This is a genomic window from Caballeronia sp. LZ034LL, assembly GCF_031451215.1.
GTDB lineage: Bacteria > Pseudomonadota > Gammaproteobacteria > Burkholderiales > Burkholderiaceae > Caballeronia.
Map to the genome: position 1 here is coordinate 952279 of NZ_JARUXR010000003.1, position 21555 is coordinate 973833.

Here is a 21555-nt window from a genome sequence, read left to right on the forward strand (position 1 = left end):
TGTGTCTCCGCACTCCACGACCGGCGTTGCTTGCTGGCTTTCGGCAGCAATTCCACGGAACGGCTCCTTCCGATCGCAGACATCGACGCGTGACATTCTGGCCGAGTAATCTTCGCAGATCAATGGCTGAATGGGAATCTTCGTCGCGAACACACAGGCAACGCATCTCGCGCGGGCCAGGAACAAATTCAAGATGTCCGAGCGAGGTAGTCTTGCTGAGGAGACGCATCGAATAAGAGTCTAAGATCGCAAAGGCAATAAGGCTTGCATCCCATATCGCGTCGTTGCAAAGTCTCGTGTCAACTGCCGCCTTTCAGGCACAGTTACCGCTTTCGTCCCCCGTTTTTCAAGTGCACGGGAAGAATCTTTAGTGGAAGGGCAAGAGCCGCCACCGCCAACCGCAAGCTTCTTCCCGAGCCGCAAACCACTCAACGCATCGACACCGGCTCCCTCGCCCCACGCGCCGACACCCCACCTGCCCTCGCGCTTCTCGCGCGTGCATCCTGCTTCAACCCCCAGATCCACGTCACCGCGAGACACGGCAGCAGCGAAGCAATCGAATAGCCGACGCCTGCAAGCGGATTGCCCGTGAACTTGACGAGCGAGAGACTGATAAGCGGAAGAAACCCACCGAACACCACATTACCGAGTTGCTGCGCGAGGCCGAATCCAGTCGTGCGGCTTTGCGGCGGAAAGCACTCGGCGATGAACGCCGGCAGCGGCGCCATGATCATCGCGGTGAGGATGGCGAGCACTGCGATCAGCAGCGACACCGGCACCCACTGCGCCGACACCACGCTCGACCGGATACCCGCGAACGCCGGATAAGCCGCCGCGATCCACAGCACGATGCCGATCAGCATCACGCGCGCGCGTCCGATCGCATCGGACAGCTTGCCGAAGACGGGATACAGCGGCGCCGCGATCAGTATGCCGAAGCCGAGACACAGGTTGGCCTGCATCGGCTCGACCTTGAGGACGTTCTGCAGGAAATACAGCATGTAGACGATCGATGTGTAGAGCGAAACCGACGTGCCGCCCTGCGCGCCGAACATCGCGACGAGAATGGCCTTCCACGACGTGCGGCTCGACAGCGTCTCCTGCAATGGCCGCTTCGAAAGACGCCCCGCTTCCTTCATCTCGGCGAAGACCGGCGTCTCCGTCATGCCGAGCCGGATCCAGGTCGCGACGGCTACGATCGGCGCGGAAATCACGAACGGCACGCGCCATCCCCATGAAACGAAGCTTGCCGCATCGAGCGACAGCCGCAACGCGCCCACGATGACCAGCGCGAGCAGCAGGCCGATGCTCGCCGTGCTTTGCAGCACGCTGGTCGCCGCGCCCTTGCTGCCTTCCGGCGCATGCTCCATGACATAGACGACGGCCGACCCGTACTCGCCGCCGAGCGCGACGCCCTGCACGATGCGCAGCGTGAGCAACGCGATCGGCGCGGCCACGCCCGCCACGGCGTAAGTCGGCAGGCAACCGATGCCGACCGTCGCAATTCCCATGATGGCCAGCGTGATGACGAAGGTCTTCTTCCGGCCGATGCGGTCCGACATGGGACTGAAGATCACCGTGCCGAGCGGCCGCGCGACATAGGCGATGCCGAACGTCGCGACACCAGCGAGCGCGGCGACGGTGCTGTCGGTGGCAGGCAGAAACAGTTGCGTCAGGGTCGCCGTGAGCGCGACATAGACGAAGAAGTCGTAGTACTCGAGCATCGTGCCGAGACTCGATGTCGCGATGATCCGCAACATGCCGGGACCACGATGTTGCGCGTGAGGTCGGGAAGTCATGCCTGTCTCCATCGTTGATTGTGTGGGTCCGCTTCAGATGCGGGACGCCTTCTGCCGTGCCTGTTGCTCCAGAAAGCCGGAGACCGCCTGCTTGTGCTCGCTGCCGCACAGGAGGATGGCCTGCATGTTCGCCGCCAGTTCGAGCGACGCGGAGAGCGTGCCGTGCGCCGACTCCTGCACGAGCTTCTTGGCCATGCGCAACGCACGCGGAGGATTCGCGGCGATGCGCAGGGCAAGCGCACGCGTTTCGTCGTCGAGCGCGGCATCGGGATGAACGTGAGCGACGATGCCCAGGCGCTGCGCCGTGTCGGCGTCGATGAACTCGCTGGTGAGCGTCAGTTCGAGCGCCTTCGCGGGCCCGACGATGCGCGACAGGAACCACGCACCGCCGATCCCCGACACGAGACCGAGCCGCAGGAAGCTTTCCGCGAACACGGCCCGCTCGCCCGCCAGCCGGATGTCGCACATCAGCGCGAGGTCGCAGCCCGCTCCCACCGCCGCGCCATTCACGGCGCACAGGGACGGTACTTCCATCGAGCTGAGCGCCCGCGTGATCCGGTGCAAACCATGGCGCAAGCGCTCGCGCACCGCTTCGATGCCGCCGTCCATCAAGTCCTTGCCGCTCTGCATGTCCTTCACGTTGCCGCCCGTGCAGAAATGCTTCGACGATGAACGCAGCACGACACACTGCACGTCGTCCCTGCCGTTGACGCTTTCGAGCACGTCCGAAAGCGCCTCAGTCATGGCAAGCGTGAGCGCGTTGCCGTTCGACGGCTCATCGAGCGTGATGGTCATCACGCCCGCTTCCACTGCATGGCGTACCAGCGGCCTGGCGCTTGTATCGGGTTCTTTGTCGTTCACGGTTCGTCCCCTCCTCTTTGTTTCATCGATTGACGAAGGCTGCAGTGCGCCGTTCGAGAAACGCAGCCATGCCTTCTTTCTGATCCGCCAGCGAAAAGCCCGCATGAAACAGGCGTCGCTCGAACAACAGCCCTTCCGCCAGCGACGACTCGAAAGAACGGTCGACCGCCTCCTTGACGGCCACGATCACCGGCAGCGAATGCCGCGCGATCTGCTGTCCGATCCGCAACGCTTCCTCGATTAGCGCGTCCGGCTCGACCACCTTGGAGATCAGCCCGCACGCCAGCGCGTCGGAGGCCGAAAGCGCTTCGCCCGTGAGGCACGCGAGCATCGCAGTCGACTTGCCGGCAGCGCGTGGCAGACGCTGCGTGCCGCCCGCGCCCGGCACGATCCCGAGCTTGATTTCCGGCTGGCCGAAGAGCGCGTCGCTGGCTGCGATGGCGATGTCGCACATCATCGCCAGCTCGCAGCCGCCGCCGAGCGCATAGCCCCTGACCGCCGCGATGAGCGGCTTGCGCAGCCTGCGCAGGCAGTCCCAGTTGCGGCCGATGAGGTCTTCGGAGAACGCCGTCGCGTAGTCGAGCGGCGCCATCGCGACGATATCCGCGCCCGCAGCAAACGCCTTGGCCGATGCGGTCAGCACGGTCGCATACACGGCGGGGTCCGCCTCGATGCGCTGCATTTCGCCGACGAGCGCGTCGATCAGCGCATCGGTCAGCGGGTTCAACGGGTTGTCGGAAGCAAGCCGCACGAGCGCGACGCGGCCATGCATTTCCCTTTGTACGATGGGTACGATGGGTTGTTCCATGCGGGATCTCCTGGAGCGTTCAGGCGTGCGCTGCCGCGGCGCGGATCACGCCGGCATTGAGCAAGGTGGCGATGGCGTCTTCATCGAAGCCGTACAGGCCGAGCATGTCGAGCGTGTGCTGGCCGGTGACGGGCGCGGGCGTTTCAGCGCCTGCCGGAGGATCCGACGGCCCGAGCGCAAAACCGTGTGTCCTGATGGAACCCGCTACCGGATGCTCGACGGTGCGTGCAATGCCGCTCTGCCGATACTCCACCGTCTCCATCACCTCGCGATACGTCGTGACGGGCGCGCAGAGAATGTCCCGCGCCGAAAGCAGCTCGATCCACTCGGCCGTGGTCCGCTTCGCGAAGCGCGCCGCGAGAATCTCATGGAGTTCGGCGCGATGCCGCACGCGCGCGTCGTTGCTGGCGAAGCGCGTATCGGCTTCGAGTTCCGGCGCGTCGAGCAGCTCGCACAGCGCGCTCCAGCGTGCCGCGTGATAGGCGACGACCATCATCCAGCCGTCGCGCGTAGGGAAGGCCTCGTTCGGACAGGCATAGGGCGCCGCGCTGCCGACCTTCTCCGGCTCCGAACCCGAAGCGAAGAACGCGGCAAAGCCAATCTGCTGCAGCATCAGCGTCGCGTTATAGAGGCTCACGTCGAGGTGCTGGCCCTTGCGCTGCGTGCGCGCCGCATGCAGCGCGCCCAGCACGGCGATGGCGGCGAGATAGCCGCCCATCATGTCGGCGACGGGCACCGGCACCTTCAGCGGATCGCCCCGCGTGGTGCCGAGCGTGCTCATGAGCCCGCTCACCGCCTGGATCACGCCGTCGACACCCGGCCGGCGCGTGCTCTCGCCGCGCTGCCCGAACGCCGAGATCGAGCAGTAGACCAGCTGCGGATTGAGCGTGCGAAGCGTCTCGTAGCCGAGCCCCATCGACGCCATCACGCCCGGACGGAAGTTCTCGACCACCACGTCCGCCTGACGCGCCATCTCGGCGACGGTGCGGCGCCCGGCGTCGGTCTTGAGATCGATCGCCACGCTGTACTTGCCGCGATTGACGCTCATGAAGGCCGGGCTCACGCCGTTCACCCACGGCGGGCCGATCTGCCTGCCTATTTCGCCACCCGGCGGCTCGATCTTCACCACGTGCGCGCCGAGATCGGCGAGCGTCATCGAACATACGGGGCCGGCCAGCACGTGCGAAAAATCGAGCACGCGAACGCCCTTCAAGCTGTCTCGGATCATGTCGTTGTCCTGTCTCCGGGTTCGACGCTGCATCGAACCATGGCCGCAGATTAGAGTTGCGCGACCGGCGGAACAATCGACTTTTTGGAAACGAGGCTTTGACTTTTTGTTAAAGGGTGGTCAAAGGGTGGCGTCCGTCTCCACCAGCGACACCAGCCAGTCGCGAAAGGTCGTGAGCGCCTCGGAGGCGTGCCGCGCCGGCCAGGCGAAGTAGTAGGTATAAGCGCCGCGGTCCAGCTCGAAACGGAACGGCGCGACCAGTTGCCCGCTGTCGAGTTCGGCGCGCACGAGCGCCTTCTGCGCGACAGCGACGCCATGTCCTTCGATGGCCGCCTGATACGCCAGCAACGAAGTCTCGTAACGCATCTCGCGGCGGCGCGGATCGCGTGCGAAGCCGGCCGCTTCCATCCAGATGGCCCAGTCGTCGGCGCGCGCGAGCGAATGCAGAAGCGTCTCGCCGGTCAGCTTGCTGCGCGCGCGGATCTTGCGCGACGGCGCCGCGACCGGCACGAGTTCGTTGGGAATCAGCCGCTGCACGGAGAGGCCGGGCCAGCGACCATCGCCGAGCTGGATGCCGCCGTCGATGTCCTCGCGCCTGAAATCCAGCGGCGCCGACGACGTGGTGAGCTGCACGTCGATGTCCGGAAACTGCCGATGGAAACTCGCGAGCCGCGGAATCAGCCAGCGCACGGCGAACGTGGCCGGTGAACGGATCTTGAGGACGCGGGAGCGTCGGCCTGCGGTGCGAATGCTGTCGGTGGCCTGGCGCAGACCGGCGAACAGCGGCATCAGTTCGGCCAGATAACGCGCGCCCGCCGACGTCAGTTCGAGCCGTCCTCTGACGCGCTCGAACAGCTGCAGCCCGAGAAAGCCTTCGAGCGCCTTGACCTGGCGGCTTACCGCGGCCGGCGTGACCGCCAGCTCGCTTGCTGCCTTGGAAACGCTCAGCGTGCGGCCCGTCGCTTCGAATGCCCGGATCGCGTTGAGCGAAGGAAGAGTGACGGCACGGTTCATGAGGGGTTTGGGCGGGGTCTGACGTGACGGTTCGGAAATTTTTTTCAGCGGGTGTGACGGAGCGAAGAAGCGATCGCGTCCAGACGTTACCATGGCCGCCGCGCAACGCCTGATCTCGCCTGGTGCTCATAAGCCCGCGTCCTCGGGTCTCGATCTTGCTGCCGTCCAGCTTCTGAAAAATGCTTGGATGCGCTGATGTCGGCGTCCGCCGCACGAGATCGTTCTGGACTTCGTCATGACGCAGAAGAACCAGATTGCGACGTCGATCATCCTGCCGTTCCGAGCACGGATGCGCAACCTGACCGGACAAACGGACGGGTTACGAGTTTCAATGACGCCGACTTCGACGAAGCGGACTTCCTCGTCGAGGCAGACGGCAACGACACCACTACCAGGGATGATTACGTCGGCGGAACACATGTTTTATACGATTCTGTCGCTGACCGCGTCGCACGACGCAGACAGCGGCGAAGCGCGTCCGCCCGTCACGGCGATGCCAGCAGCAACGCGCGATCCGGGCCATGCACTGTCCGCAGAGCATCGGCCACAAGCTGGCAGTAATCGATGCCGAACCCGCCCGCCTCGACGGCGAGGTCTGACGCGCGTTACACCTTTATCGTGCGGCCATCAAAGAAAGGCGCGGAACGCGAAGGCTTTCTTCAGGACGAGGCCATCGCCGAATGGCAATGGCGATGAAAGCCGGGTTTGATCGCATTTCACCGAGCCAGTCGATATTCCGAAGCTGGAGGCGTTTGTGGATGGGGTGGGGGATGTCGGCTAGGTTTTGACGATCGTCCGAAGGCCTGGACTGTACCAATCAGCGTTTCTGGAAAACAAGAGGACCCGTGACACATCCTGCGCGCATTGTCATTGTCGGCGGCGGCATCGCGGGAATTCTGCTGGCGACCAAGCTCGGCAGGGAAATCCGCAACGGCCTGGCGGCGACGGTCACGCTTGTCGACATGAGCGCGACCCACATCTGGAAGCCCATGCTGCATACCATTGCCGCAGGCACCCGCGATGTGAACCATCAGCAAGTCAGTTTCATCGCTCACGCCGCCGCGCATGGCTATGCCTATCTGCCCGGCGCAATGTGCGGCCTGGACCGCGAGCGAAAGCAGGTCCAGGTCGCGGAAATACGTGCGGCCAACGGGGAAAAGGTGCTGGACGCGCGGACCATCGACTACGACGTCCTGGTACTCGCTCTTGGCAGCCGCGCCAATGACTTCGGCACTCAAGGCGTGGCGCAGCATGCGCATTTCATCGACAGTCAGGCGCAGGCCGAGGCATTCAACGAAATCCTCCGGGCTCGCCTCTTCAGGAGCATTGCGCGTGATCAACGGTTCCGTGTCGCGATTGTCGGCGGCGGCGCAACCGGCGTCGAACTGGCGGCGGAACTCAGCTCGCTGCTGGATATTGCGTCCGGCTATGGCGATCCCACGGTGCGTCAGCGGCTGGAACTGACCTTGATCGAGAGCAGCCCGCGCATTCTGGCAAGCTTTCCGCCCAACATCTCGGCTTCCAGCGAAACCTTGCTCACGCGAATGGGCTTCAGTGTGCTCACGCAAACGCGCGTGACCGGTGCGACGGCAGACGGCTACTTCCATGGGTCCGGCAACCTCGTCCCTGCCGACTTGATGGTCTGGGCCGCGGGCGTCAAAGCGCCTGAATTCCTGGCCGGTCTGGCGGGGCTGGAAACCACGCATTCCAACCAGCTCGTCACGCGCGCCACGTTGCAAGCCACTCGTGATGACCAGATCTTCGCGCTCGGCGATTGTTCCAGCCTTACCTTGCAGAATGCCGAGCGGGCGCTGCCGCCCACCGCACAGGTCGCCACGCAACAGGCAGAGCATCTCGCGAAGACGCTACCCGCGTGGTTGACGGGAGCGCCGCTCCGGGACTTCGCGTATCACGACTTCGGCTCGCTGGTATCGCTCGCGAACTACGATGCCTTCGGCACGCTCGGCAAGTTCGGCTTCTTCAAGGGTGGCTTCATCAAAGGGCGGCTTGCTCAACTCAGCCACGCGATGCTGTATCGACGTCATCAACAGGCGATACACGGCGTCGGCAAGGCTACCCTTCTCCTGGCAGCCGATGGATTGAACCGGCTGACGCAACCGCAGATCCGTCTCGCCTGAGACGGTCGAACAACCCAATCCCGATACGGTTCATTCGGCGAAAGGCAGACCGGTTTGCCCTTCGGCGCGCATCTCGAAGGTGTTGAGCGTCATCGCGACGAGCGCGTAATACCCGAGCAGGCCGACCAGATTCACCACCACCGCATGGCCAAAGCGCGCAACCGCTGCGTCATAAGTCGCATCGCTCACGCGCTTCGTTTCGTAGAGCTCGGTTGCGAAGTCGACGATCAGCTTGTCGTCGGCATCGGCAAAAACCGGCGGCTGGCTCGTGCGCAGCGCTTCGGCGAGATCGGCGGGCACGCCTGCATCGAGCGCGATCGGAAGGTGTATGTGCCATTCCGCCTGCGAGCGCCAGCGCGCCGCCGTCACCAGAATCGCGAGTTCGGACTGGCGCAGCGGCAGGCCCGTCTTGTAGCGGCAGAACGCGCCAAGTGCCTGTGCGTTCTGCGCAAGCTCCGGACTGAAGATCCAGCCAAGGAATGGACCGTTGAGGTTGCCGCGCGGACCGCTCAAAATGCTCTGCAACACGGCTTTTTGTTCGTCCGATGCGCTAGCCATGTCGAAGTCGGGAAGTCTCTTGCTCATGTTTGAATCGATGTTCCTGATGAGTTGCTGAAGCCTCGCTCGATGCGTCGCGCTGCTGCGAAGCAGGCGGTTTCATCGAACGCAGCGCCGATGATCTGCACGCCCAGCGGCATGGCGCCTTTGCGCACAACGGGCGCGACGATGACGGGAAGACCCGCAAAGGAAACAGGTTGCGTCAACATGCCGAGGTGCTTCGCGGGTTCGAGAGCGTGATCGCCGATCGCGATGGTCGCGTCGGTGAAGCGCGGCGCCGGGAAAGGTGTGCACGGTGCAAGCAGGATATCGAATCGGTCGAAGAGCCGTGACATGCGTGCACGAAAACGCTGCTGGTAACGCAGCGCCTGCGCGTGCCAGGTGCCCGGACTCAACGCGCCCGCCAGCAGACGCGTACGCAGGCGCGGCGACAGGTGTTCCTCGGGCGCATGAAGAAGATTGCCATGCGCCGCGGCAACTTCCACGTTCGAGATGATCGTCGCCGCGCCGCGGACGCGTTGCATCTCGTCTTCCGGCATATCGATGATCTCATGCGGTCCGAAGACCAACGCGCTTTCGATGACGGCGTCCCACGCGTCGCGCGAGGCGTAGGTCCGGAAATACCCGCCGAGCACGGCGACCCGCGGAACTGCGCGTGAGTCATCTGCCGCGCCGCCGTCGAGCGCCGCATGCAGGGCGGCAAGGTCATCGACGTTGCGCGCAAAGCCGCCGATGCAATCGAGCGAATCGGCATAGGACAGCACGCCGCATCGCGACAGCCGTCCGAAGGTCGGCTTCACGCCCCACACGCCGCACAACGCGGCGGGCGCGCGGATCGAGCCGTTCGTGTCACTGCCGAGCGAAAGCGGGACGCAGCCCGCCGCGACGGCCGCCGCCGATCCGCCGGACGATCCCCCCGTCATGCGCTCGATAGCGCGCGGGTTGCGCACGTTGCCGAAGAAGGGATTTTCGCCGGTCGCGCCGCACGCGAGTTCGTCCATATGCGTGGTGCCGACCAGTACGGCGCCCGCCTGTTTCAGACGCGCGATCGCTTCGGCATCGCGCGTTGCAGCAGGGATATCGAGCCGCGCACACGAGCCGGCAATCGTCGTGTGGCCTTCGACATCGAACAGGCTTTTGGCGGCGAATGGCACGCCCGCGAGCGGACCCGGATCGATGCCGCCCGCGATGCGTTCATCAATGCGCGTTGCCTGGGCAAGCGCTTCGTCGTGAAACACGTGATGGAACGCGTTGATCGCAGCATTTTCGCGTGCGATGGCCGCAAGCGTCTCGCGCGTCACGTCGATCGCCCGGCGTCGCTGCGCGCGGACGTCGGCGGCGATATCAAGCGCGCGGTTCATCGCAGCCGGGTTCCGCTGAGTCTGGCGCCACGTCGAGTTGCCGCGCGCTCGCGTGCATGGTGTCGAGCAACGCGGCGACATCGCTCAGCAACGCGTCAGGCAGGGCGATGCCGAGTGTCGCGGCCCATGCCCGCAACGAGGCCTCGTTCATGTCGCCTTCGCGCCGATCGCGGCAAGCGCGCCGTCGATCGCATCCGCAAGACGATCGACGATGATCTCGATCTGCTCGCCCGTCGTGATGAAAGGCGGTGCAATCAGAACATGATCGCCCATCCGGCCATCGACGGTGCCGCCCATCGGATACACCATCAGGCCGCGCTTCATCGCCTCGCTCTTGATGACGCTGTGCAGCTTGTGCTTCGGATCGAAGGGCGTCTTGTGCTCGCGATCCTGCACGAGTTCGACTCCGGTGAAGAGGCCGCGCCCGCGCACGTCGCCAATGAACGGATGCTGTGCGTGCCGCTCGCGCAAGGCTGCGCGCAGCTGCTCGCCGCGCGCCTTCACGTTGTCGAGCAGCCTGTCTTCGACGATGACCTTCTGGACTTCGAGCGCCGCCGCGCACGCCGTCGCGTGGCCGATATACGTGTGACCGTGCTGGAAGAAACCCGAACCGCCGACGATCGTATTGAAGATCTCGTCGCTCACGAGCGTCGCGCCGATCGCCTGATAGCCCGCACCGAGCCCCTTCGCGATGGCGAGGATGTCGGGGGAGACATCGTCCTCTTCACAGGCGAAGAGATAGCCCGTGCGGCCCATGCCCGACATCACTTCGTCGAGGATCAGCAACACGCCGTACATGTCGCAGACCGCGCGGATCTTGCGGAAGTACGCGCGCACCGGAGGCACGGCGCCCGCCGTCGCGCCGACGACCGTTTCCGCAACGAACGCGGCCACCGACTCCGGCCCGAGTTCGAGAATCTTCGCTTCGAGTTCGTCGGCAAGGCGTTGCGCAAAGGCTTCGTCCGATTCGCCCGCGTGCTGCTCGCGATACGCAAAACACGGCGTGACGTGATGCGCTTCGATCAGGATCGGCAGGAACGGCTCGCGACGCCATGCGTTGCCGCCGATCGCGAGCGCACCGAGCGTGTTGCCGTGATAGCTCTGCCGCCGCGCGATGAAGTGCCGGCGCGCGGGCTGTCCCTTTTCGACGAAATACTGGCGCGCGAGCTTGAGCGCGGCTTCCATCGCTTCGGACCCGCCCGAGACGAAATACACGTGGCCGAGATGCTTCGGCGCGGCGTCGATGAGCAGGTCGGCGAGTGCTTCGGCAGGCTCCGTCGTGAAGAACGACGTGTGCGCGTAGGGCAAATGCTGCACCTGACGCTGAATGGCTTCTATCACCCGCGGATGGCTGTGGCCGAGACATGAAACGGCTGCGCCGCCGCATGCATCGATATAGCGTTTGCCGGTCGAATCGACGATTTCGATGCCGTCACCGCGCACGGCGACGGGAAGCCTGGCGCGCGGCGCGCGATGAAATACCGTGGTCATGGTTCTGCCTTTCAGGTTCGATCAAGTGCGAAGTCTTTGTGCATCTCAGTGCGCCGTCCTGATGTAGCGCGCCGGAATGGCAAGGATCAGCAAGGCGGCGAGAAACAGCGTGATGGCGAGTAACGCGACGCCCGCGGTCGTGCTGCCGGTGATCTGCTTGAGAAAGCCCATGATCGACGGCCCGACGAATCCGGCAACAGCCGCGCCCACGTTGACCAAGCCCGCACCGCCCGCCGCTGCCGTGCCTGCGAGTATGCGCGATGGCAAGCTCCAGAACATCGCCAGCGTGCTCATGATGCCGGCGACGGCAACCGTCAGGCACGCAACCGCCGCCACCGGCGCACCCGATGCCGCCACGCTGCCGATCAGCGCGATGCCGCCGATGAACACCGGCGCGGCCGTGTGCCAGCGACGCTCGCGCGTCTTCACGGAATGCTGCGCGTTGATGACCATCGCAGCAGCCGCAACAAGATAGGGAATTGCGCTAATCACGCCGATCTCGAAGTTGGAGCGATGGCCGAGCGCCTTGATCATCGTCGGCATCCAGAAGACGAGGCCGTAGTTGCCGACGTTATAGAGAAAGGAGATCGCACACAGGAGCCACAGCGTCGGCTCCTTCAACGCGGGAAGCAGCGCCTGCTTCTTGTCCGACGACTCCCGCGCCAGTTCGCTCTTCACGACCGCGAGTTCCTCGGGCGAGAGCCAGCTTGCGTGCTCGATGCGATTCACGACCCTCGCGAACAGCACGAAACCAAGCACGACGGCGGGCAGGCCTTCGATCAGGAACATCCACTGCCAGCCGTTCATGCCCCAGCCGCCATGCGTCGCATCCATGATCCAGCCCGACAGCGGACCGCCGACGATCACGCCCAGCGGCATCGCGAGAAACAGCAGGGACATCACCTTGCTCAGCCGGTACGACGGAAACCACACGCTGAAATACGCGATGACGGCCGGAAAGAAGCTCGCCTCCGTCAGGCCGAGCAGGAAGCGCAGCGCATAGAACGTGGTCTGGCTGCGCGTCGCCAGGGTCGCGATGGAGACGATGCCCCATGCGACCAGCGAGCCGCCGAGACAGGCGCGCACGCCGATACGCCTGACGAGATAACCTGCGGGCACCTGCAGCAGCAGATAGCCGACGAAGAACAAGCCCGCGCCGACGCCATATGCGGCTTCGGTCAGGTTCAGGTCGGTCATCATCTGCAGCTTGGCGAAGCCGACGTTCACGCGGTCCAGATAGCCGAAGAAATAGCACAGCAGGATGATCGGCACGACGTGAAGCGTCACCTTGCGATACACGGTGTCGGCTGACAGCGCGAGCGGCGCGGCGGCGTGCGGGCTTGCCTGATGGGGAGTGGCCATGTCGGTCTCGTGATTATCAGTGGTTCTTGCGCAGCGCGCGGCCGGGTCTCGCGCCGGTCGGTTTGCCGTGGGCGATGACGGGCGCGCCGTTCACGATCACATGCTCGATGCCTTCCGGCGCGAGCCGGGGTGCTTCGAACGTCGCGCGGTCGATGACTTCGGCGGGATCGAACACGACGAGATCCGCATAGCTGCCGACGGTGACATGCCCACGCCCCTCGATGCCGAATTGCTCGGCCGTGAGGCCCGTCATCTTGCGCACGGCGGTTTCGAGCGGAAACAGCTTCAGTTCGCGCGAGTAGTGGCCGAGCACACGCGGAAACGTGCCCCACAGGCGCGGGTGCGGCGCGCTGTCGTTGGGGAGTCCATCAGAGCCGACCATCGTTTTTTCATGACGGAAGATGCGCTGCACGTCCTGTTCATCCATGACGAAATAGATGGCGCCGGCCGGTTTCAGGTCTTCAATGGCCGCCTCGACCGAACCGTCGTAGAGCGGCAGGATCTCGCTGAAATCCTTGCCCGCGAGTTCCGGCCGCTTCGTCGACCACGCGAGCATCACACGCGAAGACTGGCGGATGCGGTCCGCGCGCAGCATCGTCGAGGTCGCCGGATACGGATGACAGTCGAGGCAGAGCGGTTGGCGTTCGCCTTGCGCGTCGATGAGCGCGAGCGTTTCGACCGAGCGTCCGTGGTTCTCCTTGCCCGCGACCTTGTGATGCGAGAGCACGAGATTCGCGCCCACCGCCTGGCCAATCGCGAAGGCCTCTTCCATCGAGGGAACGATGTCGGCGGTTTCGTCGCGCAAGTGCGTGGCGAAGACGCCGGGATAACGCGCGAGCGGTGCGCAGACGTCGATCAGTTCCTGCGTGCTTGCCGCTGCCGCCGGCGGATAGAACGTTCCCGACGATACGCCGAACGCCCCTGCTTGCATCGCCGCTTCGACATCGGCCGCCATGTCTGCGCGTTCCCCGGCCGTGGCTTCGCGCGCGAGATCGTCCATGTGACGGACGCGCAAGGTCGAATGTCCGATCAGCGCCGCCACGTTCACAGCAGCGGGCGACCGGTCGAGCGCATCGAGATAGTTGGAGAAGCTGTCGTAGGCGAAGCGCTCGGGCACGCCGAGAAGATCGAGCGGCTGAGGGACGGCGTCGGCCCGCAAGGGCGCGAGGCTGATGCCGCAATTGCCGGCGATCACCGTCGTCACGCCCTGCACGATCTTGGGCATGACGTCGGGATGCGTGAGCACGAAGGCATCGTCGTGCGTGTGGCTGTCGATGAAGCCCGGCGCGACGATCTTGCCCGTGGCGTCGATCATCCTGTCCGCGCTCGCCGCCGACAGATCGCCGATCGCATCGATGCGCTCGCCGTTTACGCCGACATCGGCGCTGAAGCGCGCGTTGCCGGTGCCGTCGATGACTTCGCCGTTTCGAATGATCAATTGAAAATGCATGAGCCTGCCCGCTTGGTGATGACTTTTTGTTTCGGTCACAATGCTCGTCGTCCAAAATAGCGCCGTCCAATGCCGGTTTCTCACGGATTCATGCGAAACAGTTATGAAAGTCGAAAACTCGGAACTCGAAGCATTCGTCGCGGTGGCGGAGCTTGGCAGCTTTCAGAAAGCCGCCGACAAGCTGCATCTCACGCAACCGGGCTTGTCCCGGCGTATTCAGAAGCTGGAGCAGGCGCTCGGCGTGGAGCTGTTTCACCGGACCACGCGCAGTGTCGCGCTGACGGGCGTCGGCCGCCAGTTCCTGCCGATGGCGCGCCAGCAAATCTCGCAATTGGGCACGATGCTGTCGTCGATCCGGGAGATCGCCGAGAAGCGCTTCGGCAAGGTGCGGCTGGCGAGCATCCCGACGGTCGTCAGCCGCGTGCTGCCGGATGTGTTGCGGCAATATGCGCTGAAGTATCCGCACATCGGCGTGCAGATCTTCGACGGCAATCACGACTTCGTGCTCGGGCAGGTACGGGCGGGGCTCGCGGAATTCGGCATCAGTCTCGATCCCGGCGACGACGAAGACCTCACCTTCGAGCCCTTGCTCGCCGACCGATACGTGCTGGCGGTGCATCGCGAACACGAATGGGCGTCGCGCGAGAGCGTGTCGCTGCGCGAGCTGCCGAACCTGCGCGAGGCGCGCTTCGTCATTGGCGGACGTGACAGCGGGAACCGGCTCCTGCTCGAACTGCTGCTCGGACACGAGTCGATCAGCCTGCGCTGGTTCTACGAAGTCGAGCACATCTCATGCGTCGTCGCGCTCGTCGATGCAGGGCTCGGCTGCGCGATCGTGCCGTCGCTTGCGGTGTCGGCGCACTTTGCGCCGAACATTCGCGCGATCACGATCGCGAGTCCGGAAGTGCAGCGTGCTATCGGCATCGTGAAGCACCGGCATGTGTCGATGTCGTCCATCGCTGCCGATCTCTGCGGACTGCTGCAGACGTCGCTGGGCTAACTTGCGGGACTCACTCCTCCCCAGGCACTGACCCGATGCCGCTGGAAGTTTCACGCAGAGCGGACCACATCATCAGGTTCTCTAATGGTCGTCGCGGGCCGTGTTGGAGCGCCCGGCGACTTACTACACTTGGCCCATCGGACGACCGGGGCTTGCCACGCCTTCCCTCTACCCCGATCGGTTCCGATTCAACCAACCGCGTCAAACGATGACGCGCAGGTGATCCTTAAACCTCGATGCGGGAGTCCGCCGTGAAAGACGCATGCGCTCGATTGAGCCCAGTGAAACGCCTTGCTTGTACGCTCCTTACCTTTGGATTTCTCACGGCTGGAACTTGCAACGCTCAAGCGCAGAGTCAGTTCAGACTCAGCAGCAAGCGCCGCTACCCCGCGTTGCCGTGCTGGCCACGGCGGGAACGATCGCCGGAACCGCGGCGACCGAAACGCAGACGACGGGCTACAAACCCGGCGAGCTCACCGCGGATGCGCTTCTCAAATCCGTTCCATCACTGGGCTCACCCCGCGTATCGAGATAGTCCGAACTGCCCGTTCCGCGATTGCGCATTGCGCGCAGTCTGAACAGCGCCTGCCTGTCGATGAAACCCGCATGCGGCGCCGACTGCATCATGCATGGCACGTGGCGAAGGTGAGCATGCAGCACGTGTATTGTTCAGGCAAACTTGTCGCCTGAGCGGGGACATCGAGCGCCTCCTTCCTCATTCGATGAAAGACGCAGGTTCGTTCTGTGCTTCACGCTTGCAATCTCGTCGGTATGCCGCTGCGGCCGGAAGCAGAACCGTCACTTAAGCGCGCTTTTCGTCCCTCGCTTTAATCTTATTCGAGGCCACCCGTTTTGATCCTGCATCATTGGCAAAGCACGTGATGAACCTACAAGCAAGTTGGCCGGAGCATGCATACGACTGTAGCGGCTGGCAGGGCGAGATGGCCGGCCGTATCGCTGCTTTCGACTGGGACAGCACGGCATTGGGGCCTATCGGCTCATGGTCGAACAGTCTTCAGTCCGCGGTTCGATTCGTACTCGCTTCGCCCTTGCCGCTCGTCATGCTCTGGGGAACACCCGGAACCATGATCTACAACGATGCATACGCCGTGTTCGCGGGCGGCAGGCATCCCTTTCTTCTCGGCAAGCCGGTCGAGGATGGCTGGCCCGAGGTCGCGGCGTTCAATCGGAATGTGGTGGACACGTGTCTGACCGGGCAGGTGCTGTCGTACAAGGACAAGCAACTGACGCTGCATCGCAGCGGCAAGCCTGAAGAAGTGTGGATGGACCTGCATTACAGTCCCGTGACCGAGGACGACGGCCGGCCCGCCGGCGTCATCTCCATCGTATTCGAGACGACCGGAAAAGTGCTGGCCGAGCGCGAAAGGCAAATTGCAGAGGAAAAGCTGCATCGCCTGACCCAGACTCTGGAAGAGCGGGTCGCCGTTGCCGTCACCGCGCGCGTGGAAGCCGAGGAGCGGTTTCGCCAGGTGCAGAAGCTGGAAGCCATCGGCAATCTCACGGGCGGCGTCGCACACGACTTCAACAACGTGCTGCAGATCATCTCGTCGAACGCGCAGTTGCTCGAACTTCAGGTGCGTAACAATCCCAGGCTCAAGGAACGTCTGGATATCATCTCCAGCGCAGTCAGCCGCGGCAGCAAGCTGGCCTCGCAGATGCTGGCGTTCGCGCGCCGGCAGCCGCTGAACCCGAAGGTGGTGCGCCCGTCTACCTTGCTGAACTCCCTTTCCGACCTGATGGCGCACGCGCTTCCGGAACACATCGCGCTGAGCGCCGTGGTCGCGGAGGATGTCGGCAATCTGTTCGTCGACCGGAATCAGCTCGAAAACGCACTGCTCAATCTGATCATCAATTCGAGAGACGCCATCAGGGAACGCGGTGGCATTCATGTCGACGTGCGCAACGACGCCGGCAACAAGCTGCTGTCCTCGGGGCTGACGCTGCCGGAAGGCGGCTATGTCAGATTCAGCGTGACCGATACCGGCGTCGGCATGTCCGAGCACGTCAAGTCACGCATGTTCGAGCCGTTCTTCTCGACCAAGCCCGAAGGGCACGGCACGGGGCTCGGACTCAGCATGGTGTTCGGCTTCGTGAGCCAGAGCGCGGGTTATGTCGAGGTCGACTCCGAGGTCAACCAGGGGACGACGATCACCCTCTATTTCCCGATGTGCGCCGAGCAGGAATGCGCGTCTGAAGGAACGCTGCCGGTGAATCCGCGTTCAGTGACGGGCGGCGAGACCATCCTGGTCGCCGAGGACGATCCCGATGTCCGTCTGGCGGCCATCGACATGCTTGCACAGCTGGGCTACAAGGTCTTCTCCGCACACGACGGCGACGGCGCGCTGGATGTCCTGCAGAGAGTGCCTCACGTGGATCTGCTGTTCACCGACGTCGTGATGCCCGGAACCGTGCGCAGCAGCGAGCTGGCACGGCTGGCGAGCCAGCCGCCGCATCGGGCGGCAGTGGTGTTCGCTTCGGGCTATACGCGCGATGTCATCTTCCATGAAGGACGCATCGACGAAGGCATTACCTTGCTCAACAAGCCGTACAGCCTGTCCGAGCTCGCGGGCACGATCCGGCAGGCGTTGGACGCGCGGGCGGGGGCGCTGGCTTCGTCGGAGGGCAGCGACAGCGCCGCGATGATCCGCATGTCTGCGAACGCGGCTCGCTAGGAACGTCGTCAGCGCATTCGCAGCGGTCGCCGGCGTCTGTCTCATGGCATGATTCTGGACATCATGCCTTCAGACACCCCTTCCTCCGACGCCGCCAAGGCCACCGGCACCGCCGCCTTCTCGAAGTTCATGGCGGTCCTGCAACTCGTGGCCGATGCCGCCGATCCCCCCACCATCGCCCAGCTCGCGGCAGAGAGCGGCTATCCGCGCCCGACCGTGTACCGCATCGTCGGCGCGCTGATCGCCGAAGGGCTCGTCGTCGAAGGCGAGCGCGGCGGCTACGCGCTCGGTCCGCGCCTGATGTCGCTCGCCAGCCGCAGCTGGGAACGCTCCGACCTGCGCATCGCCGCCACCGATGCCTTGCAGGCGCTGCGCGACGCCACCCAGGAAACCGTCCACCTCGCCGTGCGCAGCGGGTCGGAAATGGTGTACGTGGAGAAGCTGGAAAGCCCGCACGCCGTGCGCATGACGTCGCGCATCGGCACGCGCGTCACGCTGTATTCGAGTTCCGTCGGCAAGGCGTATCTCTCGATGCAAACGCCCGCCGAACGCGACGCGCTGCTGCATGGCATCGTCCTGCAACGCTTCACGCCGCATACGGTCACCGAACGCAGCGCGCTCGACGCCGAACTCGACGCCACCCGCGCACGCGGCTATGCCGAAGACCGCGAAGAAAACGAGGCGCAGATCTTCTGCTACGGCAGCGCGATCGTCGGGGCGAACGGCGCCACGCTCGGCTGCGTGAGCGTCAGCATTCCACTGTTCAGGAAGAGCGCGACGCCGCTCGAAACCTACGTCGAACCGCTCAAGGAAGCGTGCCGCGCAATCGCGCAACGCATGAGTCCGGGCACGCGCTAACGCAGCACGGAATCGCTGGTGCGCTGCGTCGCCGCTGCGCGTTTCGCGATGAGCGTCGGCAGGCGCGGCAGCATCTGCGGCCAGTGCGTCGCCTCGTGCGCGAGACGGGTCGCCATGCTGCGGAGACTGAAGCGGTCGGCGGCGAGCCGGAGAATCACCTTGCGCGCGATGGTCCAGACATCGACGTCCGGCGCAATCTCCCGCGCCACGCGCTCGATCCGTTCCGCCGACCTCGCCAGCAGTACCGCCCGCGACGCAATGCGCCCGTGCGCCGCGCTGAACATGTGCTCGGCGGGCGCCTTGCCGATGGCGCCGAACAGATGCGCAACGCCCACATTGCGCCGCGCGTGCGGCGAAGCGAAACGCTCGGCCTCGCGCCGATAGGTGGACTCCACGCGCATTTCATGATGACTCGACTGCGCGTCCGGCCGGCCCTGTTCGAGATGCGCGCGCGCCGCGGCCTTGTGATCGCCCTGGATCAGCGCATGCGACACGCCCACGAGAAAATCGCGTTCGTGCGCGGCGAACAACATCATCGGGTTGTCGGCTTCCAGCACGATCTGACCAAGCGTACCCTCTTCGATGCTGACCCGCGCGCCCGCCGCATCGAGCCCCGCGTGATACAGCCCGAGTCCCAGCGCCATTTCGAAGAACGCTTCGATCAGCGTCGCGACGACATCGGCCGGATCGAGCCCATGTGCCGCCAGCGTCGGCGTGTCACGCAGCGCGGCCGTTTCGATGGCACGCGTCGTGAGCACGGAATCGTTGCAGTAGTCCCACAGCACTTCAGGCACCGCGATACGCGGGTCTTCGCGCAGACGGAAACGCAGGTAGCTTTGATCGGCGGCGCGCTGGCGCAGGTCGATCATCGCGTCGATGCTCTCCCGCGCCCGCTGCACCCACTCCACCGGATGCATGTCGCGCGCTTTCGCCGAACGCCGTTTGGCGAAGCGTGCTGCCGCTAGCGCGAGGTCGAGATCGTCGGCCAGTTCGGCGCGAGCGTCCGCGCGCAGCAGCGTGACGCGCACCGGTGTCCCGCCGATACGCGCCGTATGCGTCTGCTCCGCGACGCCCGAGCGCAGCGGCGCGTCCTGCAAGTCCGTCATTTCGAAGGCCAGCGTGGCGGGAAACGCCTCGGCGCACGCCTTGCGAAAACGCGCGGCATCGTAGGGCGTGAAGAGCGCGTCCATCTCGGCCAGCGCAACGCGCACGGCCGTTTCCGCCAGCGCGGGATGACTTGCAAGCGCATCCGACGCGTTTTCCAGCACGCGCGACAGTTGCGACAGCGCGGGCACGCCCGCCGCGAGCGGCGCCGCCCGCGCGCCATGCGTGGCGAAGAAGCGCGCGACGCGCGTCATCGCGGCGCCGTCATCGACGTGATGACTTTCCCGGACGAAAGCTCGGCCAAGGCGCCACAAGGTGGCGAGTCGTCGGACAGGCAAGTTGAGGCTCGCTGAAAGTGAGTTGAAACCGCGGTAAGACTGGGAAGCCGTTGCGGGTGGCGAACGGCCGCTTCAATGTGTAACACGATTCGCCATGCCGTGCACGCGGATGGTTCAATGCCGCCCTTTGTCTCACGCCGCGTGATTTGCTTCGTGATCCCTAGTAAACCGCGTCCAAACGAGCTCCCGGCAGCACGCGAAAATAACGCCGTCAAGGCCATCTTCGCGCGACGAATGCGCCCGCGTTTCCGTTTGTGGATTTTTGTCGATCGTCATTTCGGATTAATCTCAGTGCGGTATCTTGTAAAAGCGTCGCGGCTGGAGACCTGCCGGCCGGGCGTCGACCGCTTCGTGCTGCCACGCGCGAAGACCAATAACGATAAAGCTGAGAGCCCCCATGCCACTCCATTCCGCTGTGCCGTTGGCGAAGGTCATGTACATCCTCGGGCAGATCGGCGCGATCATCTGTCACGAACGCGGTCCGAGCCCGCAGACGAGCGTGCTGACGCGCATGGCGTCGCGGCCCGCGGAAGGCCTCGCGGACGCGCTGGCGGAGATGAATGCGCTGGGCACGCCGCGTCGCGGGCATCGTCGCGCGCTGCTGCAATGGAAGCATGGGGAGATCCAGCGTCTGCGACGCATGCTGCCCGAAGCCCTGCCGGCAGCGGCCTCGGCGCACACCCAAATGCCTTTCTGGGCGGGCTATTGCCAGTACTGGGAAGAGATCCTCAAGGCGCACGCCGAACCCGACAGCGAGCGCCCGGTGCTCCGGCTCGTCGATACCTCGCGCAAGCATCCGGACGCCTGATTCCTCGCGTGTCAGCCGCGCAAAAGCACGGCAGCACTGTCGTCGCCTTGCGCGGAGAAATACGTCCGGATCACCTCGATCATGCGGTCGAGTTCAGCCGGCTTCAGGAAGTAGCCGTTGAAGCCGGTGCGCTGGGCGCGCGACCAGTCGTCCGGATTGGCGCGCCCGGTATGCGCGATCAGCAGCATCGTGATGTCGATGGCGCGAATCGCCTCCGCCGCCTCCCAGCCGTCGCCGAGCGGCATCGACAGATCGAGCAGCACGACGCCCGGCCGCCACTTGCGCGCCAGCGATACCGCATCGAGCCCTGTATGTACCGCGCGCACGGAGAAGTCTGCGTCCTCCAGCGCAAGCGCGATTGCGCGCGTGGCGTCGGGATCGTCGTCGGCGATCAGCACGCGCGGCTCGTCGGGAGCTGTCGCGCGCAGCGGCATCTGCCAGAGCGATTGATGCGGAACAGGAACGGGTCGTTGCATCGTGATGGCCTCGGAACGAGCGAACCTGAAAGCAACCCTCGTTCCCCATCCGGGTGCGAAGCGCGTCGAATCAGACGCCGTGCGCCTCGCCGACGTTACACTCCGGGAATACCCGCTGGCCGGCATCGCGCGCTGATGCACGCAGTTCGTGCAGCTTTTGCATCGGCCTTGCGCGCGTTCGCCGGAACCGTGCGGACATGCGTCCCAA

At 64.6% G+C, this 21555-nt stretch carries 18 protein-coding genes; 5 read left to right on the forward strand and 13 right to left on the reverse strand.

The annotated features are described in order from the left end of the window. Nucleotides 1-428: 428 nt before the first annotated feature. From QCE83_RS25465 to QCE83_RS25485, 5 genes are all read right to left on the reverse strand, one after another. Nucleotides 429-1799: an MFS transporter gene (locus QCE83_RS25465; RefSeq protein WP_309817921.1), complete on the reverse strand. Its 1371-nt coding sequence runs from the start codon at nucleotides 1797-1799 to the stop codon at nucleotides 429-431. A 33-nt stretch (nucleotides 1800-1832) separates the two neighbouring features. Further along, nucleotides 1833-2594 carry an enoyl-CoA hydratase-related protein gene (locus QCE83_RS25470; RefSeq protein ID WP_309818751.1) on the reverse strand — a complete coding sequence of 254 codons (762 nt, stop codon included), beginning with the start codon at nucleotides 2592-2594 and terminating at the stop codon, nucleotides 1833-1835. An 88-nt stretch (nucleotides 2595-2682) separates the two neighbouring features. After that, on the reverse strand, nucleotides 2683-3468 hold the full coding sequence (locus tag QCE83_RS25475) for an enoyl-CoA hydratase-related protein (RefSeq protein WP_309817923.1): 786 nt from the start codon (nucleotides 3466-3468) through the stop codon (nucleotides 2683-2685). A 19-nt stretch (nucleotides 3469-3487) separates the two neighbouring features. Continuing rightward, nucleotides 3488-4696 (reverse strand): CoA transferase, encoded by a 1209-nt coding sequence (locus QCE83_RS25480; RefSeq protein ID WP_309817926.1) that lies wholly within the window; start codon nucleotides 4694-4696, stop codon nucleotides 3488-3490. 120 nt (nucleotides 4697-4816) lie between these two features. Next, complete coding sequence (locus tag QCE83_RS25485) at nucleotides 4817-5710, reverse strand: LysR substrate-binding domain-containing protein (RefSeq protein ID WP_309817929.1); 894 nt, start codon at nucleotides 5708-5710, stop codon at nucleotides 4817-4819. Nucleotides 5711-6555: 845 nt separating this feature from the next. Between QCE83_RS25485 and QCE83_RS25490 the strand changes: the two genes are divergently transcribed. Continuing rightward, complete coding sequence (locus QCE83_RS25490) at nucleotides 6556-7848, forward strand: NAD(P)/FAD-dependent oxidoreductase (protein WP_309817932.1); 1293 nt, start codon at nucleotides 6556-6558, stop codon at nucleotides 7846-7848. Nucleotides 7849-7878: 30 nt separating this feature from the next. On the opposite strand, the gene QCE83_RS25495 is transcribed toward QCE83_RS25490, so the two are convergent. From QCE83_RS25495 to QCE83_RS25520, 6 genes are read right to left on the reverse strand one after another with little or no spacing between them, the layout of a single operon-like run. Further along, on the reverse strand, nucleotides 7879-8433 hold the full coding sequence (locus tag QCE83_RS25495; RefSeq protein ID WP_309817935.1) for a carboxymuconolactone decarboxylase family protein: 555 nt from the start codon (nucleotides 8431-8433) through the stop codon (nucleotides 7879-7881). Beyond that, a complete protein-coding gene (locus tag QCE83_RS25500; protein WP_309817939.1) occupies nucleotides 8430-9767 on the reverse strand; it encodes an AtzE family amidohydrolase in 1338 nt (445 codons plus the stop codon). Before QCE83_RS25500 ends, QCE83_RS25495 begins: the two co-directional genes overlap by 4 nt. Continuing rightward, nucleotides 9751-9918, reverse strand: a complete 168-nt coding sequence (locus tag QCE83_RS25505) for a hypothetical protein (RefSeq protein WP_309817942.1) — start codon at nucleotides 9916-9918, stop codon at nucleotides 9751-9753. Before QCE83_RS25505 ends, QCE83_RS25500 begins: the two co-directional genes overlap by 17 nt. Continuing rightward, nucleotides 9915-11258 (reverse strand): aspartate aminotransferase family protein, encoded by a 1344-nt coding sequence (locus tag QCE83_RS25510; RefSeq protein WP_309817945.1) that lies wholly within the window; start codon nucleotides 11256-11258, stop codon nucleotides 9915-9917. The genes QCE83_RS25505 and QCE83_RS25510 overlap by 4 nt, the downstream gene beginning before the upstream one ends. A 45-nt stretch (nucleotides 11259-11303) precedes the next feature. After that, a complete protein-coding gene (locus QCE83_RS25515) occupies nucleotides 11304-12620 on the reverse strand; it encodes an MFS transporter (RefSeq protein ID WP_309817948.1) in 1317 nt (438 codons plus the stop codon). Nucleotides 12621-12636: 16 nt separating this feature from the next. Next, complete coding sequence (locus QCE83_RS25520) at nucleotides 12637-14070, reverse strand: D-aminoacylase (RefSeq protein WP_309817953.1); 1434 nt, start codon at nucleotides 14068-14070, stop codon at nucleotides 12637-12639. 103 nt (nucleotides 14071-14173) lie between these two features. Between QCE83_RS25520 and QCE83_RS25525 the strand changes: the two genes are divergently transcribed. The 3 genes from QCE83_RS25525 (at nucleotide 14174) to QCE83_RS25535 (ending at nucleotide 18621) form a co-directional block, all read left to right on the forward strand. Beyond that, a complete protein-coding gene (locus QCE83_RS25525) occupies nucleotides 14174-15070 on the forward strand; it encodes a LysR family transcriptional regulator (protein ID WP_309817956.1) in 897 nt (298 codons plus the stop codon). 881 nt (nucleotides 15071-15951) lie between these two features. Next, the gene (locus QCE83_RS25530) at nucleotides 15952-17763 is read left to right on the forward strand and encodes an ATP-binding protein (RefSeq protein ID WP_309817959.1); all 1812 of its coding nucleotides are present in this window, start codon (nucleotides 15952-15954) and stop codon (nucleotides 17761-17763) included. 63 nt (nucleotides 17764-17826) lie between these two features. Beyond that, nucleotides 17827-18621, forward strand: a complete 795-nt coding sequence (locus QCE83_RS25535; RefSeq protein WP_309817964.1) for an IclR family transcriptional regulator — start codon at nucleotides 17827-17829, stop codon at nucleotides 18619-18621. Here the strand turns inward: QCE83_RS25535 and QCE83_RS25540 are convergent. After that, nucleotides 18618-19979 carry an AarF/UbiB family protein gene (locus QCE83_RS25540; RefSeq protein WP_309817967.1) on the reverse strand — a complete coding sequence of 454 codons (1362 nt, stop codon included), beginning with the start codon at nucleotides 19977-19979 and terminating at the stop codon, nucleotides 18618-18620. The genes QCE83_RS25535 and QCE83_RS25540 overlap by 4 nt on opposite strands. Nucleotides 19980-20460: 481 nt before the next feature. On the opposite strand from QCE83_RS25540, the gene QCE83_RS25545 reads away from it, so the two are divergent. Next, on the forward strand, nucleotides 20461-20871 hold the full coding sequence (locus QCE83_RS25545) for a hypothetical protein (protein WP_309817969.1): 411 nt from the start codon (nucleotides 20461-20463) through the stop codon (nucleotides 20869-20871). A gap of 11 nt (nucleotides 20872-20882) precedes the next feature. On the opposite strand, the gene QCE83_RS25550 is transcribed toward QCE83_RS25545, so the two are convergent. Further along, on the reverse strand, nucleotides 20883-21347 hold the full coding sequence (locus QCE83_RS25550) for a response regulator (protein WP_309817971.1): 465 nt from the start codon (nucleotides 21345-21347) through the stop codon (nucleotides 20883-20885). Between the last annotated feature and the right edge of the window lie 208 nt (nucleotides 21348-21555).

Excerpts from the sequence above, each read along its gene's own strand:
- QCE83_RS25465 (WP_309817921.1), bottom strand. The coding sequence starts at position 1,799 with ATGACTTCCCGACCTCACGCGCAACATCGTGGTCCCGGCATGTTGCGG.
- QCE83_RS25470 (WP_309818751.1), bottom strand. The coding sequence starts at position 2,594 with ATGACCATCACGCTCGATGAGCCGTCGAACGGCAACGCGCTCACGCTT.
- QCE83_RS25475 (WP_309817923.1), bottom strand. The coding sequence starts at position 3,468 with ATGGAACAACCCATCGTACCCATCGTACAAAGGGAAATGCATGGCCGC.
- QCE83_RS25480 (WP_309817926.1), bottom strand. The coding sequence starts at position 4,696 with ATGATCCGAGACAGCTTGAAGGGCGTTCGCGTGCTCGATTTTTCGCAC.
- QCE83_RS25485 (WP_309817929.1), bottom strand. The coding sequence starts at position 5,710 with ATGAACCGTGCCGTCACTCTTCCTTCGCTCAACGCGATCCGGGCATTC.
- QCE83_RS25495 (WP_309817935.1), bottom strand. The coding sequence starts at position 8,433 with ATGAGCAAGAGACTTCCCGACTTCGACATGGCTAGCGCATCGGACGAA.
- QCE83_RS25500 (WP_309817939.1), bottom strand. The coding sequence starts at position 9,767 with ATGAACCGCGCGCTTGATATCGCCGCCGACGTCCGCGCGCAGCGACGC.
- QCE83_RS25505 (WP_309817942.1), bottom strand. The coding sequence starts at position 9,918 with ATGAACGAGGCCTCGTTGCGGGCATGGGCCGCGACACTCGGCATCGCC.
- QCE83_RS25510 (WP_309817945.1), bottom strand. The coding sequence starts at position 11,258 with ATGACCACGGTATTTCATCGCGCGCCGCGCGCCAGGCTTCCCGTCGCC.
- QCE83_RS25515 (WP_309817948.1), bottom strand. The coding sequence starts at position 12,620 with ATGGCCACTCCCCATCAGGCAAGCCCGCACGCCGCCGCGCCGCTCGCG.
- QCE83_RS25520 (WP_309817953.1), bottom strand. The coding sequence starts at position 14,070 with ATGCATTTTCAATTGATCATTCGAAACGGCGAAGTCATCGACGGCACC.
- QCE83_RS25525 (WP_309817956.1), top strand. The coding sequence starts at position 14,174 with ATGAAAGTCGAAAACTCGGAACTCGAAGCATTCGTCGCGGTGGCGGAG.
- QCE83_RS25530 (WP_309817959.1), top strand. The coding sequence starts at position 15,952 with ATGAACCTACAAGCAAGTTGGCCGGAGCATGCATACGACTGTAGCGGC.
- QCE83_RS25535 (WP_309817964.1), top strand. The coding sequence starts at position 17,827 with ATGCCTTCAGACACCCCTTCCTCCGACGCCGCCAAGGCCACCGGCACC.
- QCE83_RS25540 (WP_309817967.1), bottom strand. The coding sequence starts at position 19,979 with ATGACGCGCGTCGCGCGCTTCTTCGCCACGCATGGCGCGCGGGCGGCG.
- QCE83_RS25545 (WP_309817969.1), top strand. The coding sequence starts at position 20,461 with ATGCCACTCCATTCCGCTGTGCCGTTGGCGAAGGTCATGTACATCCTC.
- QCE83_RS25550 (WP_309817971.1), bottom strand. The coding sequence starts at position 21,347 with ATGCAACGACCCGTTCCTGTTCCGCATCAATCGCTCTGGCAGATGCCG.